Source organism: Amycolatopsis eburnea (assembly GCF_003937945.1).
Taxonomy (GTDB): Bacteria; Actinomycetota; Actinomycetes; order Mycobacteriales; family Pseudonocardiaceae; genus Amycolatopsis; species Amycolatopsis eburnea.
Genome location: NZ_RSEC01000009.1, coordinates 57,713 through 72,898 on the forward strand (window position 1 = coordinate 57,713; position 15,186 = coordinate 72,898).

Below are 15,186 nucleotides of genomic sequence, written 5' to 3' on the forward strand. Positions count from 1 at the left end.
GGTCCGCACGTTGCCGGACGCGGTGCCACGATCGGGGCACGGTCAGTCCGGGAGCGTGATCGGGGCGAGGTCGTGGGTCACTCGTCGGGCACGACGGCCGGTTCGGAGCCGGGCGCCGGGCTGAAGGGCCCGTTGGGTGCATGTGGCGCGCTGAAGGGGACTTTCAGCTCGTCTGATGCGAGGAGAGTCCCCTTCAGCGCACGGGGGCACGGTCAGTCCGGGAGCGTGATCGGGGCGAGGTCGTCGAAGACGTCCCCGGGCCCCGGGTTCACCGGATCGGTGCGGCCGCCGAAGTGGTGCAGCACGCCCCACACCGCGTTGAGCGCCGTCTGCACCGCGCCCTCGGCCCAGCCCGCCGTCCACGAGACGTCGTCGCCGGCCAGGAACAGGCCCCGGTACCGCGGCTCCAGCTGGTCCTGCGCGAAGTGCGTGAACAGCCGGTGCTGGTAGCGGTAGTGGCCGGGCAGGTTGGCCTTGAACGCGCCCATGAAGTGCGGTTCCGCCTCCCACGACACGGTCACCGGGTCACCGATGATGTGCCGCCGGACGTCGACGCCGGGGTAGATCTCGCGCAGGGACTGCAGCATCACCTCGACGCGCTCGGACACCGACAGCGGCAGCCACTTCAGCGAGTCGTCGGCCCAGGTGTAGGACAGGCAGATGACCGCCGGGGAGTCCGGCGCGGACCCGAGCAGGTAGGTGCCGCGCGGCATCCGGTCGGTGAGCGTCATGCTCATCGCGTCACGCCCGGTCACCGGATCGCGGTCCAGCCAGAACGGGCGGTCGACCGGCACGAACACCTTCGACGACGCCATGTAGTGCGTGCGCTCGATCGCCGTCCAGTGGTCGATCGGGAACAGCTCGGCGTCGCATTCGATCTTGGACAGCAGCAGCCAGCTCTGCGCGGTGAACACCGCCGCGGGGAACGTCCGGATGTGGCCCTCGGTGTCGGTCACCGTGATGTTGTTCGGCGCGGTGCGGTGCAGCCGCGCGACGCCGGGCTGCGGCCGTCCACCGTGGAGCGAGCCGAGGCTGGTGCCCGCCGGCCAGAAAGCGATCTCTTCCGGCGCGTGCTCCCACAGCCGCAGCGGCAGCTGCCTGCTGCCGCCGACGATGCTGCGGTGCTCGTCGTCGGCTCCGGTGTAGACCACGCGCAGGATTTCGAGGATGGAGTTCGGGAAGTCGGTGTCCCAGCCGCCGGTGCCGAAGCCGACCTGGCCGAAGATCTCGCGGTGGCGGAAGGAGGCGAACGCGGGGGAGTCGCAGAGGAAGCCGTAGAACGTCTGGTTGTCCAGCCGCGGCACGAGCTCGTTCCACAGCCGCTTGATCGTCTTCGCGTCGCGGTCGCGGATCGCCGTCTGCATCTCGGCGAAGGACGCGTGCTCGGCGAGCGTCCGGTCCCAGGCCGCGGCGACCTCGGCGTAGACGCCGGGCAGGTCCGCGGGCGTGCGCGCGTAGTGGCTCTGTCCTTTGAGGTCCACGACCGTGCTCGGCGTCCCGGGCGCCAAGGGGTTCGGGAACGGGACCGTTTCGAGGCCGACCTTGTCGATGTAGTGGTACAGCGCGGTCGACGCGGGCGGGAAGCGCATCGCGCCCATCTCCGCGACGACGTCGTCCGGGCAGCCGGGGAAGCGCACGGTGCGCAGCCGCCCGCCGATTTCGTCGATTTCGTAGACGACCGGCCGCAGGCCGAGCTTCATCAGTTCGTACGCGGTGACGATGCCGGACAGGCCGCCGCCGATCACCGCGACTTCGCTGCCGTACCGCTCCGCCGGGACCGAGCCCAGCCCGGCCGGGTGGGCGAGGTAGTCGTCGTAGGCGAACGGGAAGTCGGGGCCGAACATCGTGATCGGGCGGCCCGGCGGTTCTTCGTGGTGGATCGCGGTCGGGACGGCGGAGGTCATGCGGTGGTTCCCCGGTACAGTTCGGGCCGTCGGTCGGCCAGGTGGGTGTTCTCGAGGCGGGACGCGGCGAGCGCTTCCCGCGTGACGTCGGCGGTGACCAGTTCGGGCCCGGATCCGGCGCGGGCCAGGACTTCCCCGGTCGGGGCGGCCACGCAGGAGCGGCCGCAGTAGGTCAGTTCCTGTTCGGTGTCGCAGCGGTTCGCGTAGGCGACGAACAGCTGGCTCTCGTAGGCCCGCGCGGGCACGAGCGTGTCGGCGACCAGCTCGTACGGCGTCATCAGCGCGGTCGGCACGACGAGCAGTTCCGTGCCGGCGAGCGCGTGCGCCCGGACCAGCTCGGGGAATTCGACGTCGTAGCAGATCAACAGCCCGACCCGGACGCCCGCGACGTCGGCCTGCACGACCGGCTCGTCGCCCGGGGTGAACCACGCCTTGTCGAGGTCGCCGAACAGGTGCGTCTTGCGGTAGTTCGTCCGTCGTCCGGCCGGATCGATGAGCTGCACGCTGTTGTAGACGTGCTTGCCGTCGGTTTCCGGGTAGCCGTACGCGAGCGCGGTCCCGGTTTCCCCGGCCAGCGCGGCCATCCGGGCCGCGGTGGGTCCGTCGGCGGGTTCGGCGAGTTCGTGCGTGCGCGCGCCGATGTGGTAGCCCGTCGTGCTCATCTCCGCGGTGACGAGGAGGTCGGCGTCGACGCGGGGCAGGGCTTCGAACGGGCCCTGGTGGATCGCGACCCTCATGCCAGCCTCGACTTCCGGATCCCGTAGCCGAAGTAGAGGACCAGGCCGAGCGCCATCCAGCCGCCGAAGACGACCCAGGTGGCGCCGTCGAGGCTGAGCATCATGTACGCGCAGCACAGCACGCCCAGGATCGGCGTCACCGGCGAGAACGGCACGCGGAACGAGCGCGGCCGGTCCGGCTGGCGGCGGCGCAGCAGCAGGACGGCGACGTTCACCAGCCCGAACGCGAACAGCGTGCCGATGCTGGTCGCGTCGGCCAGCTTGCCCAGCGGGATGAACGCGGCCAGCACGGCGACGAAGCCGGACACCACCAGGGTGTTGACCCGCGGCGACCCGCTCTTGGGATCCACTTTGGACAGCACGCCCGGCACGAGCCCGTCGCGGGACATCGCGAACAGGATGCGCGTCTGTCCGTAGAGGACGGTCAGCACGACGCTGGAGATGGCCACGATCGCCCCGACGGCCAGCAGCGCGGCCCACAGCGGGTTGTCCGACACGACGCCGAGGACGTGCGACAGCGCGGCTTCCTGGCCGTCGAACTCCTGCCACGGCAGCGCGCCGACCGCGGCCACGGCGACCAGGCAGTACAGGACGGTGACGATGCCGAGCGAGAGCAGGATCGCCCGCGGCAGGTCGCGCTGCGGGTTCTTCGCCTCCTCGCCGGCGGTCGAGGCGGCGTCGAAACCGATGTAGGAGAAGAAGAGCTTGGCCCCGCCGGCGCTCAGCCCGGCCAGCCCGAGCGGCAGGAACGGCGTGAAGTTCTTCGCCCGCACCGCGGTGAACGCGATCGCGCAGAACAGCACCAGCGTACCGATCTTGACCGCGACCATGACCGCGTTGGCCCGCGCGCTCTCCTTCGCTCCGGACAGCAGCAGGACCATCGCCAAGAGCATTACGACGATGGCGGGCACGTTGACGAGCCCGCCCGAGCCCGGCGGCTGGCTGAGCGCGTCCGGGATGGTGAAACCGAAGGCCAGCCGCAGCAGTTCGTTGACGTACTGGCCCCAGCCGACGGCCACCGACGCCACCGAGACGCCGTATTCGAGGATCAGGCACCAGCCGCAGACCCACGCGACGAGCTCGCCGAGCGTGGCGTACGCGTAGGAGTACGACGAACCGGACAGCGGGATCATGCCGGCCAGCTCGGCGTAGGAGAGCGCCGAGAACAGCGCGGTGATCCCGGCGAGCACGAACGAAAGCACCACCGCCGGCCCGGCCACCGGGACGGCTTCGCCGAGCACGACGAAGATGCCGCTGCCCAGCGTCGCCCCGATGCTGAGCATGGTGAGCTGCCCGAGGCCGAGCGACCGCTTCAGCGTGCCATGATCACCTTCGGCGACGAGGTCGGCGACCGGTTTCCGCCGCACCGTCGCGGCTCGCAGAGTCATGCCGACGACCGTATCTGCCGTTTCCAGCAGGCAAAACAGGGGAACATTGCGCGTACAGATGAATCACAGGTGATTCATTGCACAGACTGAACGGATCGTGGCGATTCGTTCTGCTCGGCCGCGGGCAGGAGCAGGGTGAAGGTGGGCGGGGCGGGCCGGCTCAGGCGCAGCCGTCCCCCTTCGGCTTCGGCGAGGCTGCGGGCCAGCGGCAGGCCGATCCCGTGGTCGCTCGGCGGGGTCGCGAACGGATCGGTTTCGCCCAGGTCCGGGCCTTCGTCGGCGACGTCGATGGCCAGCGCGTCGCCGGCGTCGCGGGCCACCACGGTGACCGTGCCGCGGCCGTGCGTCGCCGCGTTGTCCAGCAGGACGCCGAGCACCTGGCGGACCGCCGCGGCCGCCACCCGGGTCGGCGGCGGGTCCTCGCGGGTGATCCGCAGCGCCCGGCCGTGCGGGGCGAGCAGGGCCTCGCCGGCCTGGCGGACTTCGTCGAGGAGCGCGTCGAGGTCGAGTTCCGCGCGCGGGGCCCGGCGTTCGCGGCCCAGTGCCAGGAGGTCCTCGATGGTGCGTTCCAGCCGGTCGGTCGACGCGATCCCGGCGCGGATCGCCGCGTACGGGTCCGCCGACGGGGTCTCCAGCGCGGCTTCGAGCTGCAGGCGCAGCCCGGTCAGCGGGGTCCGCAGCTGGTGCGACGCCTCCGCGGAGAACGCGCGCTCGCGTTCGAGCGTTTGGCCGATCCGGGCGGCCGTGGTGCCGAGCGCCTCGCCGACCTGGTCGATCTCGGCGATGCCCGCGCGGGGGGAGCGGGCCGTGAAGTCGCCGTCGCCGAGCCGTTCGGCCGCGGCGGCGAGCTCCTCCAGGGGGCGCACCAGCCGCTTGGTGGCCCGCCGGGCCATCAGCCAGCTCACCCCGGTCGTCGCGACCGCGAGCCCGGCCATGGCGACCCACGTCAGCAGGATCTGCAGCCGCAGCTCGGACAGCGGCAGCGCGGCGCGGACCACGCCGGTCATCCGGGAGCCGCTGACCACCGGCACCGCCAGCGCCATCTCGTCGCCTTCGCGCCCGACGACGACGTCCACGACGGCCTTGGCCGCCTGCCGCTCGACCGGGCCGGCGACGGCGGGTCCGGTCCCGGCGAGCAACCGCCCGTCCGGGGCGTAGACCCCGACCTCGCCCCCGGCTTCGTCGTCTTCCTCGTCGAGCGGGGGCACGATCGGCCGCCGCCCGGTGCTCAGGTCCACCGACACGGCGAGCGCCGTGGCGTCCGCGGCCCGCTCGAGGTCGCCCTTCGCGTCGTCGTGGTAGTACTGCCACACGGCGATGCCCAGCGGCAGCGCGAACAGCACGGTGGCGACGAGTGCGGCCAGCACCGTCAGCGTGGTGATCCGGCGGCGCACGGCTAGCCTTCGGCCGCGGAGCGGGCCGGGTCCTCCAAGCGGTAGCCGTGGCCGCGCAGGGTGGCGATCCGGGGCACCTCCGCGTCGGGGCCGGCGACCGACGCGAGCTTGCGGCGCACCGCCGCGATGTGCACGTCGAGGGTCTTGGTCGAGCCGTACCAGTGCGCGTCCCAGACCTCGGCCATCAGCGTCTCGCGGCTGACCGCGACGCCGGGCTGCTCGGCCAGCCGCGCCAGCAGGTCGAACTCCTTCGCGCGCAACACGACCTCACGGCCGTGCAGGGTGGCGCGGCGGCCCGCGATGTCCACGGTCAGGCCCCCGACGGTCACCGGCGGCCGCGCCCCGGCGGGCGCGCCGCGGCGCAGGTGCGCGCGCACCCTGGCCAGCAGCTCGCCCAGCCGGATCGGCTTGGTGAGGTAGTCGTCGGCCCCGGCGTCGAGGCCGACGACGACGTCCATCTCCTCCTGCCGGGCGGTGAGGATGACCAGCACGGCGGCGGGCAGCGCGCTCCGCAGCCGGCGGCAGACCTCGACGCCGTCGAGGTCGGGCAGGCCGAGGTCGAGCAGCACGAGGTCGAATTCCCCGGCGTCGGCGGCCTGCAGGGCCGTCCGCCCGTCCCGCCGCCAGCACACTTGGTACCCGTGCAGGCGCAGGGTCGATTCGAGCACGCTGCCGATCGCCGCGTCGTCTTCCACCACCAGCAGGTTCGGCATGCCGGGCAGCCTAACCAACGACCGGCCGGATTCCGGACGACTGTGGCCTATTCCGTCCGGGTGCCGAGGCCGATCTGCGATATCCGCCGCGAACCCCCGGCGACGGCTTCGGTAAACGCAGCAACCTCGGCCGCCCCGAACCGGCTGGTGGGACCGGTGACGGCGAGCGCCGCCAGCACCCGCCCATCCCCGTCGTGCACGGGCGCGGCCACACTGGACGCCCCGGTCTCGGGCTCACCGTGGCTGACGGCGGCCCCCTCGGCCCCGTCGAGCACCCGCCCGGCGGCCCCGAACCCGAGTGGCAGCTCGTCCCCGACCCGCCCGACGTGCCGGATGGCGAGCGGCCCCTCCTGCTGGGCCACGCAGACCACCACGGAGGTGCTGCGGACGTAGAGGTTCACGGTTTCCCGGCATTCCCGCGCGAGGTCCCGCAGCACCTGGCGGACGGGCTCGGGCAGCTGCCAGGCGGTGTTCGCCAGCTGCGCCCACCGCAGCATCCCGGGCCCGACGGTGATCCGCCCGTCCGGCCGCGTCCAGAGCAGCCCGCGTTGTTCGCAGGTGGCCACGAGCCGCAACACGGTGGTCTTCGCCAGGCCGCTGGCGGCGGTGAGATCCTTGACCGCCCAGGTCCGGCGGTGTTCGGTGAAGAGGGTGAGCAGATCGAAGGCCCGCAGCACACTGCGGACGGCCCCGTCGTCGCCTTGCTGTTCCGTCGTCATCGCGCGACCTCCCCAAGTCCGCTGGACGGACCAAGTGTACCGCGCTGTGGACTGAGTGGGTGGTTTGGATGACATGAAAGGGTCGTTCATCTCGCCGGATGACATGAAAGGGTCGTTCATGGCGTTCCGGGCTGTTCGGGCTGAGGGTGGGCGGGGCTCGGACGTTGCTGGGCTCCGTGTCTTGAATGGGTCATTCAGGACGTCTGGAGACCTGAATGAGTCATTCAGGACCTCTGGTGGCGCCGGTTTCGGCGGTCGGGGGTGTCGTGGACGACTCGTTCATCTCGCCGGTTGACATGAAAGGGTCGTTCATGACATCCCGGGCTCAGGTCACGTGGCGCTCGAACGCCGCGATCGTCGCCGCCAGCACCTCCGCACCCGGCCGCGCCCACAACTCCGCGTTGAACACCTCGACCTCGATCGGCCCGTCGTACCCCGCCGCCTCGACGCAGGACCGCAGGTGGCGGTGGTCGACCGGCCCGTCCCCGGGGAGAGCCCGGCCCAGCAGCGGGTCCGGCAGCGGCACCAGGACGTCGCACACGTGGAACCCCGCGATCCGGCCGGCCGCCGCGGCGATCGAGGACTCGATCCGCGGGTCCCACCAGACGTGGAACTCGTCGACGATCACCCCGACCTGCTCGGGCGGGTGCTCGGCCGCGATCGCCAGCGCCTGGTCCACAGTGGACAGCACCGATCGCTCCGCGCACTGCATCGGGTGCAACGGCTCCAAGCCGAGCCGCACACCGCGCGAGCCCGCGTACGGGGCCAGCTCGCCGACGGCGTCCGCGACACGCTGGCGGGAGGCGGCCAGGTCGCCGTCCGCGATGCCGCCGACCACCAGCACCAGCACGCCGGCGCCGAGCGCGGCCGCTTCGTCGATCGCCTCGCGGGTCTGCGCGACACCGTCCACAGGGGACCCTTCCGGGGTCACGCCGGTGAAGAACCCGCCGCGGCACAGCGAAGACACCCGGACGTCGTGCTCCTTGAGCAGCCGCGCGGTTTCGGCGACGCCGGTTTCCGCGACCTTGTCGCGCCAGAGCCCGATCCAGCCGACGCCCGCCGCCGCGCAGCCTGCCACCGCTTCGGGCAGGGACCAGGACTTCGTGGTGATCTGGTTGAGGCTGAGCCGCTCGTCCATCACGCCACCCCGGCGGCCCGCAGCAGCGGCCGCATCCGGGCGGTGGCCAGGTCGGGGTCGGCCAGCGCGCCCGCTTCGTCGGCGAGCCGCAGCAGCGTCGCGAGGTGGGTGATCGTGCGGGCCGACTCCTGGCCGGCGATCATCCGGAAGTGCCGCTGGTGGCCGTTCAGGTACGCCAGGAAGACGACGCCGGTCTTGTAGTGCCGGGTCGGCGCGCGGAAGATCTCGCGCGACAGCGGCACGGTCGGGTCGAGCCGGGCGTGGAACCCGGCGCGGTCGCCGTCGTCCAGGCGGCGCAGGGCCGCCGCGGCCACCGGGGCGATCGCGTCGAAGATGCCGAGCAGCGCTTCGCTGTGGCCGTGGTCGTCGCCGGCGATCAGCCCGGGGTAGTTGAAGTCGTCGCCGGTGTAGCAGGCGACGCCCGCGGGCAGCGCGCGCCGGAACTCCGTCTCCACCTCGGCGTCCAGCACGGAGACCTTCACCCCGGCGATCGTGCCGGCGTGCTCGGTGCAGAGCGCCGCCAGCTCGCGGGCGGCCGCGCGCACGTCGTCGTGGCCCCAGTAGCCGGCCAGCGCCGGGTCGAACTGCTCGCCCAGCCAGTGCAGCAGCACCGGCCCGCCCGCCTCGGACAGCAGCTTCCCGTACGCCGCGTGGTAGTCGTCCGGCCCGGTGGCCGCGGCGGCGAGCGCCCGGCTGGCCATCACGACCGGGATCGCGCCCGCGCCGCCGACCAGGTCGAGCTGCTCGCGCCAGGCGTCCACAATGGACGCGATGGTCGCCGGCCCCGGTGGCAGCTGGTCGGTGCCGACGCCCGCGCACCACCGCCGTCCGGCCGCGGCCGCGCCGGTGCGCGTCACGAGCTCTTGGGTGGTCGCCCAGTCGAGGCCCATCCCGCGCTGCGCGGTGTCCATCGCCTCCGCGACGCTCAAGCCGCACGCCCAGAGGTGCTCGCGGAAGGCGAGCGTCGTGTCCCAGTCGACGGTGCCGGGCTCGTCGGCCAGTGCGTCCGCCACGACGTGCGCGGCGGCGTAGGCGATCCGCGACGACGGCGGTGTTCCGGCCGGTTCCGGGCAAGGCGGTCCGGACGGTGTCCAGTCCAGCAGTCCGCCGCCGGGCACCGGGAGCACGAGCATCGCAGACCTCCGGAGCATCCAGAAAGCGCTTTCCCGAATCCACGGTAGGGCCTGTGCCGGAGCACGACAAGGCCCGACCGGGTCAGCGCTTGGGGCGTCCGGTGCTTTCGCGCAGGACGACTTCGCCGGACAGCCGGACCGTCCGGGGCCGGGTGCCCGCGGACCCCTTGATCGCCAGGTCCATCGCGCGCTCGCCGAGCTCCTCCAGCGGCAGCCGCACGGTGGTCAGCGCCGGGGCGAGGTCGCGGACGACCGGGATGTCGTCGAAGCCGGCCACCGAGATGTCGCCCGGCACCGAGAGGCCTTCTTCGCGCAACGCCGTCATCGCGCCGATCGCCATCACGTCCGTGACGGCGAAGACGCAGGTCGGCAGCTTGCGCTTGCGGCCGGCGAGCAGCTGCTTCGTCGCCTCGTAGCCGCCGTCGCGGGTGAAGGCGCCCTCGACGACGTCGTCCTCGTGCAGGGTGATGCCGTGCGCGGCGAGCGCGTCGGTGAACCCGGCCAGCCGGTCGATGACGGTGCTCAGCCGCCGCGGGCCGGCGAGCACCGCGAACCGCTTGTGGCCGAGGCCCACCAGCGCGTCGGCCAGCGCCGCCGCGCCGCCCTTGTTGTCCGGCTGCACGGTGTCGATCTTGAGCCCGCGGTGGCGGCTGACCGCGGCGACCTGGCCGCCGCCACGGCGGTACGGCTCCAGCTCGGCGGCCATCGCGCGCTCCCACGTCCGGTCTTCGAACGCCGAGCCGATCAGCAGGATCGCCGCGGCCCGCTGCGCGCGCAGCGTCGAGACGTAGGCGACCTCGCGGTCGGGGTCGCGGAACGTGCCGGCCAGCATCACGAGCAGCCCGTTGTCGGTCGCCACCCGCATCACGCCGCCGGCGATCGCGGCGAAGTACGGGTCGCTGACGTCGTGGCAGATCACGCCGACCGTGCGGTGCGTGCCGCCGGCGAGGGCCTGCGCGTGCGCGTTGGGGGCGTAGGCCAGCTCGGCCGCGGCGGCGGACACCCGCTCCCGCAGGTCGGCGCGGACGGACGCGGTGCCGTTGAGCACCCGCGACGCCGTCGCGAGCGAGACGTTCGCGCTGCGTGCCACGTCTTCCAGTGTCACGTGCGGCCGGGCCTTCATGGCTGGCTCCTCCAAGATCGGTTTCGGGTGTCTCCGCGTGCTCGGTCGGTGCAATCTACTGGGAGGAGGGTGTCTCCGGAGAAGCCGCTGCTCGGGGGACCTGACCCGTTCGAGTGAAACCGGCCGGGAAGATCGGCCGTGGCACGTGTGTTGCAAACAAGGAGAACCTTCAAGCAGTGAGTACGCCACGGCTTGATCGACCGCGAAAGGAACACGCATGCTGTTCGGTGACGAGCACGTCCGCCGCTACGAGGAGACCGACGGCGAGGTCGGGCACGAGTGGAAGGAAGGCGTCCCGACGCTGGTGCTGACCACCAAGGGCCGCAAGACCGGGCAGGAGCGCAAGTTCGCCCTGATCTACCAGGAAGTCGACGGCAACCCGGTGATCGTCGCGTCCAAGGGCGGCGCGCCGAACCACCCGGGCTGGTACTTCAACCTCGTCGAGACGCCCGAGGTCGGCGTCCAGGTGAAGGCGGACAAGTTCAAGGCCGTCGCCCGCACGGCCGAGGGCGAGGAGCGCGCGAAGCTGTGGGACAAGCTCGCCGCCGTCTGGCCGGACTACAACGAGTACGCCAAGAAGACGGACCGTGAGATTCCCGTGGTGGTTCTCGAGCGGCAGTGAAATCGGCACTGTGATCTGCGCCGCGTTCGGCGCGCACCGGGGCCGAACCGGCCGGTCGTCGGCTACGAATAACAGCCATGACCGACCGCTGGACCGCCCTGGACCTCGAGGGTGAGCTGCTCACCCGACGCCAGATGATCGCCTACGGCCGGCGCTTCGCCCGCGCCGGCCGTGGCGCCTGGTACAGCTTCGCGATCGAAGTGGTCTGGCAGTTCCTCGCGCAGACCACGCGGTTCCGCGTGCGGGGCTCCCGCCACATCCCGAAGACCGGCGGGGTGCTGGTCGCGTCGAACCACCTCTCCTTCGCCGACCCGACGACGCTCACGGCGTTCTGCCTCGCCGCCGGCCGCGTGCCGCGCTACCTGGCCAAGGCCTCGCTGTGGAACCTGCCGGTGGTCGGCCGCGTGATGCGCTCGGGCCGCCACATCCCGGTCTACCGCGGCGCGGCGACGGCCGCGGAGGCCTACCGCGACCTGGTGGCGTCGGTGCGCGCGGGCGAGTGCGTCGCGGTCTTCCCGGAAGGCACGTTCTCGAAGGACCCGGACGGCTGGCCGATGCGCGGCAAGACCGGCCTCGTCCGCGCCGCGCTGGAGACCGGCGCGCCGGTGATCCCGGTGGCCAACTGGGGCACCCACCACCTGCTGCCCTCGACGGCGTGGTTCCCGCGCGTGCTGCCGCGCAAGACGGTCGAGCTGGTCGCCGGGCCGCCGGTCGACCTGTCCGACCTGCGTGACCGCCCGCTCACCCGCGAGGTGCTGGACGAGGCGACGGCCCGCATCATGGGTGAGGTGACGACGCTTTTGGAGTCGATCCGCGGCGAGCAACGGCCGCTGGCGGCCTGAGTTCCGCGTCACCCCGCCCGCACCTGGCCGAAGGGGTAGTTTCTGGCGTATGAGTGCACAACACTTTGATGTCGTCGTCCTGGGGGCGGGAGTCGGCGGTTACGTCGCGGGGATCCGCGCGTCGCAGCTGGGGCTCAGCGTCGCGGTCGTGGAAGAGAAGTACTGGGGCGGGGTCTGCCTGAACGTCGGGTGCATCCCGTCGAAGGCGCTGCTGCGCAACGCCGAGCTGGCGCACGTCGTGACGCAGGAGGCGAAGGCGTTCGGCATCTCGTCCGACAGCCCGATCCGCGTCGACTACACGGCCGCGTACGAGCGCAGCCGGAAGGTCGCCGACGGGCGAGTCAAGGGCGTGCACTTCCTGATGAAGAAGAACAAGATCACCGAGTTCGACGGGCACGGCACGTTCCTCGACGACCACACGCTCGAGGTCAACGGCGAGCGGATCACCTTCGGTCACTGCATCATCGCGACGGGTGCGACGACCCGGCTGCTGCCGGGGACCTCGCGCAGTGAGCGCGTGGTGACGTACGAAGAGCAGATCCTGTCCAGCGAGCTGCCGTCGAGCATCGTGATCGCCGGCGCGGGCGCGATCGGTGTCGAGTTCGCCTACGTGCTGCACAACTACGGCGTCGACGTCACGATCGTCGAGTTCCTCGACCGGATGGTGCCGCTGGAGGACGCCGAGGTCTCGGCGGAGCTGGCCCGGCGGTACCGGAAGCTCGGCATCAAGGTGCTGACCTCGACCCGGGTGGAGTCGATCGACGACTCGGGTGCGTCGGTGCGGGTGACGGTTTCGTCCAAGAAGGACGGCGAGCAGGTGCTCACCGCGGACAAGGTGCTGCAGGCGATCGGGTTCCAGCCGCGGGTCGAGGGCTACGGCCTGGAGAAGACCGGCGTCGCGCTGACCGACCGGGGCGCGATCGCGATCGACGGCCGCGGCCGGACGAACGTGCCGCACATCTTCGCGATCGGTGACGTGACGGCGAAGCTGATGCTGGCGCACGCGTCGGAGTCGATGGGCGTGGTCGCGGCGGAGACGATCGCCGGCGCCGAGACGATGGAACTCGACTTCCCGATGATCCCGCGCGCGACCTACTGCCAGCCGCAGATCGCCAGCTTCGGCTGGACCGAGGAACAGGCCCGGGAGAAGGGCTTCGACGTCCGGGTCGCGAAGTTCCCCTTCACGGCCAACGGGAAGGCACAGGGCCTCGGCGACGCGGGCGGGTTCGTGAAGCTGATCAGCGACGGCACGCACGGCGAGCTGATCGGCGGGCACCTGATCGGGCCGGACGTCACCGAGCTGCTGCCGGAGCTGACGTTGGCGCAGCAGTGGGACCTGACGGTGCACGAGGTGGCCCGGAACGTGCACGCGCACCCGACGCTGGGTGAAGCGGTGAAGGAAGCCGTGCACGGGCTGGCCGGGCACATGATCAACATGTAGGGACGGCGAAGCGGAGCTCCGGCCGCTCCCAGCGGACCTTGGGCGGGTTCGGCGGGACCGTGCCGGTGCGCCGCGCGCCCATGCGGAGGTAGAACTCGAGCGCGGGCGGGTGCGCGACGACGCGGATGTCGCGCAGCCCCCGCGTTCGCGCTTCACCCCGCATGTGGTCGATCAACCGGCGGCCGACGCCGAGTCCCTGGGCGGCGTCGGCCACGAAGAGCAGGTCGAGTTCCGCTGCCACGAGCGCGTAGAAACCGAGGATGGCGCCGTCGTCCGTGGCGGTGAAGGTGGGGTTGGCCGCGACGTAAGCGGGTGTGACTTCGTAACCGTCGAGGATGGTGGCGTAGTCGCCCCGGTACGCCGAGGACGCGAGCACGAGTGCGGTCAGGGTGGCGGCTTGATCCGGGGTGGCGCGGACGATCTCGACCATGGCCGCAGCCTACGATGACGGCATGACGGACCTCGACCGGCTCCGCGACGTCCTGGTGCGCAACGAAGTCCTCGTCGACGTCCTCGACCGGGCGCGGGGGCTCGGCCTGCCGGAGTGGTACCTCGCCGCCGGGTGTGTCGTGCAGACCGTTTGGAACGTCCTGACCGGTCGTGAGCCCACGGCGGGCATCGCGGATTACGACCTCGTCTACTTCGACGGCGCCGACCTGAGCTGGGCCGGCGAAGACCGGGTCATCCGGGCGGCGGCCGAGACGTTCGCGGATCTCGCGGTCGACGTCGAAGTGCGCAACGAGGCTCGGGTGCACCTCTGGTATGAAGCCAAGTTCGGCGTTCCTTGCCCGCCCTTCGCGAGCACCGAGGCCGCGATCGACGCGTTCCCAGCGATCTGTTCGTGCGTCGGTGTCCGGCTCGAACCCGATGGACGCTGGCGCCTCTACGCGCCGCACGGCCTCGACGACCTCTTCGCGATGATCGTCCGGGCGAACCCCGTGCTCGCTCCGCGTGCGGTCTTCGAACGGAAAGCAGCCCGCTGGCTGGGCCGGTGGCCCGAACTCACGGTCTTGACCTCCAGGTAACTCGAAGTATCAGACTGGCGCCATGAAAGCAGTGGCGTTCACCGAATTCGGCGGGCCCGAAGTGCTCCGCGTCCTCGACCTCCCGGAACCGCACGCCGGACCCGGCGAGGTGCGGGTGCGGGTCAAGGCCGCCGGCGTGCAGCCGTACGACGCGGCCGTGCGGGCCGGGTGGGAGCCGCCCGGGCTCGTACTCGGGTGGCCTCGCGTGCCCGGGAACGAGTTCGCCGGGGTCGTCGACGAAGGCGAACTCGAGGCGGGTACCGAAGTTCTCGGCTTCACCGCCGTCCGGGCCGCGGCCGAGTACATCGTCGTGCCCGCCTCCGACGTCACCCCGAAGCCGCCCGAGATGCCGTGGGAGGTCGCCGGGGGGTTCACCGCCGGGACGCAGACCGCGTCGATCGCCTTGGAGGCGTTGAAACTCCGGGCGGGGGAGACGCTGCTCGTGCACGGCGCCGCCGGTTCGGTCGGGACCGCCGCCGTTCAGCTCGCGAGGCTCGCGGGGGCCGAGGTCGTCGGCACCGCGAGTGCGTCCAATCAGGACTACGTCCGGTCGCTGGGCGCCACCGCCGTCGTGTACGGCGAAGGGCTCAAGGAGCGGGTGGCGCCGCTGGGCGTCGACGTCGTGCTCGACGGTGCGGGCGGCGAAGCGCTCGACCTCTCACTCGAACTGGTGAAGGACCGGTCGCGGATCCTCACGCTGGTCGAGCACGAACGAGCCGCGGAACTCGGGGTGCTCGTCTCGAAGTCCGGACGCTCCGCCGCGCGTCTCGCCGAGCTGGCCGCGCTGTACGCCAAGGGGGATCTGCGCTTCCACGTGCGCCGCGCCTATCCGTACACCGAGGCGGCCGCGGCCCACCGGGAAATCGAGACCGGGCACGGGCGGGGAAAAATCGTTCTCACGTTTCCCTGACCGTTCCAGGATGTGGACGGTCGCGCGATTCAGACTTTGGTCGGTGGTTCCCCGCTCAGTCACTCCTTAGATTCTCCCCATTACACCCGGTCGAGTG

The 15,186-nt window shown here is 71.7% G+C and carries 15 protein-coding genes; 5 read left to right on the forward strand and 10 right to left on the reverse strand.

Going from position 1 to position 15,186, the window contains the following annotated elements:
• Nucleotides 1-212 precede the first annotated feature (212 nt).
• From EIY87_RS02720 to EIY87_RS02760, 9 genes are all read right to left on the reverse strand, one after another.
• Complete coding sequence (locus EIY87_RS02720) at nucleotides 213-1,904, reverse strand: flavin monoamine oxidase family protein (RefSeq protein WP_125306067.1); 1,692 nt, start codon at nucleotides 1,902-1,904, stop codon at nucleotides 213-215.
• Entirely contained in the window at nucleotides 1,901-2,641 is a 741-nt protein-coding gene (locus EIY87_RS02725; protein WP_125306068.1) for a carbon-nitrogen hydrolase family protein, read from the reverse strand. Before EIY87_RS02725 ends, EIY87_RS02720 begins: the two co-directional genes overlap by 4 nt.
• Nucleotides 2,638-4,029: an amino acid permease gene (locus tag EIY87_RS02730; protein WP_125306069.1), complete on the reverse strand. Its 1,392-nt coding sequence runs from the start codon at nucleotides 4,027-4,029 to the stop codon at nucleotides 2,638-2,640. The genes EIY87_RS02725 and EIY87_RS02730 overlap by 4 nt, the downstream gene beginning before the upstream one ends.
• Nucleotides 4,030-4,103: 74 nt before the next feature.
• The gene (locus EIY87_RS02735) at nucleotides 4,104-5,423 is read right to left on the reverse strand and encodes a sensor histidine kinase (protein WP_125306070.1); all 1,320 of its coding nucleotides are present in this window, start codon (nucleotides 5,421-5,423) and stop codon (nucleotides 4,104-4,106) included.
• A 2-nt stretch (nucleotides 5,424-5,425) separates the two neighbouring features.
• Complete coding sequence (locus EIY87_RS02740; RefSeq protein ID WP_125306071.1) at nucleotides 5,426-6,136, reverse strand: response regulator transcription factor; 711 nt, start codon at nucleotides 6,134-6,136, stop codon at nucleotides 5,426-5,428.
• Nucleotides 6,137-6,183: 47 nt separating this feature from the next.
• Nucleotides 6,184-6,855 carry an IclR family transcriptional regulator gene (locus tag EIY87_RS02745; RefSeq protein ID WP_125306072.1) on the reverse strand — a complete coding sequence of 224 codons (672 nt, stop codon included), beginning with the start codon at nucleotides 6,853-6,855 and terminating at the stop codon, nucleotides 6,184-6,186.
• A gap of 325 nt (nucleotides 6,856-7,180) precedes the next feature.
• Nucleotides 7,181-7,993, reverse strand: a complete 813-nt coding sequence (locus EIY87_RS02750; RefSeq protein ID WP_125306073.1) for a sugar phosphate isomerase/epimerase family protein — start codon at nucleotides 7,991-7,993, stop codon at nucleotides 7,181-7,183.
• Nucleotides 7,993-9,126 carry a dihydrodipicolinate synthase family protein gene (locus EIY87_RS02755; protein WP_125306074.1) on the reverse strand — a complete coding sequence of 378 codons (1,134 nt, stop codon included), beginning with the start codon at nucleotides 9,124-9,126 and terminating at the stop codon, nucleotides 7,993-7,995. The genes EIY87_RS02750 and EIY87_RS02755 overlap by 1 nt, the downstream gene beginning before the upstream one ends.
• 82 nt (nucleotides 9,127-9,208) lie before the next feature.
• Nucleotides 9,209-10,249: a LacI family DNA-binding transcriptional regulator gene (locus EIY87_RS02760; protein ID WP_125306075.1), complete on the reverse strand. Its 1,041-nt coding sequence runs from the start codon at nucleotides 10,247-10,249 to the stop codon at nucleotides 9,209-9,211.
• 217 nt (nucleotides 10,250-10,466) lie between these two features.
• Here EIY87_RS02760 and EIY87_RS02765 point away from each other — a divergent pair, with 217 nt between their 5' ends.
• The 3 genes from EIY87_RS02765 (at nucleotide 10,467) to lpdA (ending at nucleotide 13,154) form a co-directional block, all read left to right on the forward strand.
• Nucleotides 10,467-10,871: a nitroreductase family deazaflavin-dependent oxidoreductase gene (locus EIY87_RS02765; protein ID WP_125306076.1), complete on the forward strand. Its 405-nt coding sequence runs from the start codon at nucleotides 10,467-10,469 to the stop codon at nucleotides 10,869-10,871.
• Nucleotides 10,872-10,948: 77 nt separating this feature from the next.
• On the forward strand, nucleotides 10,949-11,713 hold the full coding sequence (locus EIY87_RS02770) for a lysophospholipid acyltransferase family protein (RefSeq protein ID WP_125306077.1): 765 nt from the start codon (nucleotides 10,949-10,951) through the stop codon (nucleotides 11,711-11,713).
• A 49-nt stretch (nucleotides 11,714-11,762) separates the two neighbouring features.
• Nucleotides 11,763-13,154 (forward strand): dihydrolipoyl dehydrogenase, encoded by a 1,392-nt coding sequence (gene lpdA / locus EIY87_RS02775; RefSeq protein WP_125306078.1) that lies wholly within the window; start codon nucleotides 11,763-11,765, stop codon nucleotides 13,152-13,154.
• Here lpdA and EIY87_RS02780 read toward each other — a convergent pair.
• The gene (locus tag EIY87_RS02780; protein ID WP_125306079.1) at nucleotides 13,144-13,584 is read right to left on the reverse strand and encodes a GNAT family N-acetyltransferase; all 441 of its coding nucleotides are present in this window, start codon (nucleotides 13,582-13,584) and stop codon (nucleotides 13,144-13,146) included. The two genes, lpdA and EIY87_RS02780, sit on opposite strands and share 11 nt — an antisense overlap.
• Nucleotides 13,585-13,606: 22 nt before the next feature.
• Between EIY87_RS02780 and EIY87_RS02785 the strand changes: the two genes are divergently transcribed.
• Nucleotides 13,607-14,179: a nucleotidyltransferase family protein gene (locus EIY87_RS02785; protein ID WP_125306080.1), complete on the forward strand. Its 573-nt coding sequence runs from the start codon at nucleotides 13,607-13,609 to the stop codon at nucleotides 14,177-14,179.
• A gap of 22 nt (nucleotides 14,180-14,201) precedes the next feature.
• Nucleotides 14,202-15,089, forward strand: a complete 888-nt coding sequence (locus tag EIY87_RS02790; RefSeq protein WP_125306081.1) for an NADP-dependent oxidoreductase — start codon at nucleotides 14,202-14,204, stop codon at nucleotides 15,087-15,089.
• The last annotated feature ends 97 nt before the right edge of the window (nucleotides 15,090-15,186 follow it).

Bases quoted from the DNA above. Each gene is read 5' to 3' on its own strand.
- EIY87_RS02720 (WP_125306067.1), bottom strand. From the start codon at position 1,904: ATGACCTCCGCCGTCCCGACCGCGATCCACCACGAAGAACCGCCGGGC.
- EIY87_RS02725 (WP_125306068.1), bottom strand. From the start codon at position 2,641: ATGAGGGTCGCGATCCACCAGGGCCCGTTCGAAGCCCTGCCCCGCGTC.
- EIY87_RS02730 (WP_125306069.1), bottom strand. From the start codon at position 4,029: ATGACTCTGCGAGCCGCGACGGTGCGGCGGAAACCGGTCGCCGACCTC.
- EIY87_RS02740 (WP_125306071.1), bottom strand. From the start codon at position 6,136: ATGCCGAACCTGCTGGTGGTGGAAGACGACGCGGCGATCGGCAGCGTG.
- EIY87_RS02745 (WP_125306072.1), bottom strand. From the start codon at position 6,855: ATGACGACGGAACAGCAAGGCGACGACGGGGCCGTCCGCAGTGTGCTG.
- EIY87_RS02750 (WP_125306073.1), bottom strand. From the start codon at position 7,993: ATGGACGAGCGGCTCAGCCTCAACCAGATCACCACGAAGTCCTGGTCC.
- EIY87_RS02755 (WP_125306074.1), bottom strand. From the start codon at position 9,126: ATGCTCGTGCTCCCGGTGCCCGGCGGCGGACTGCTGGACTGGACACCG.
- EIY87_RS02760 (WP_125306075.1), bottom strand. From the start codon at position 10,249: ATGAAGGCCCGGCCGCACGTGACACTGGAAGACGTGGCACGCAGCGCG.
- EIY87_RS02765 (WP_125306076.1), top strand. From the start codon at position 10,467: ATGCTGTTCGGTGACGAGCACGTCCGCCGCTACGAGGAGACCGACGGC.
- EIY87_RS02770 (WP_125306077.1), top strand. From the start codon at position 10,949: ATGACCGACCGCTGGACCGCCCTGGACCTCGAGGGTGAGCTGCTCACC.
- lpdA (WP_125306078.1), top strand. From the start codon at position 11,763: ATGAGTGCACAACACTTTGATGTCGTCGTCCTGGGGGCGGGAGTCGGC.
- EIY87_RS02780 (WP_125306079.1), bottom strand. From the start codon at position 13,584: ATGGTCGAGATCGTCCGCGCCACCCCGGATCAAGCCGCCACCCTGACC.
- EIY87_RS02785 (WP_125306080.1), top strand. From the start codon at position 13,607: ATGACGGACCTCGACCGGCTCCGCGACGTCCTGGTGCGCAACGAAGTC.
- EIY87_RS02790 (WP_125306081.1), top strand. From the start codon at position 14,202: ATGAAAGCAGTGGCGTTCACCGAATTCGGCGGGCCCGAAGTGCTCCGC.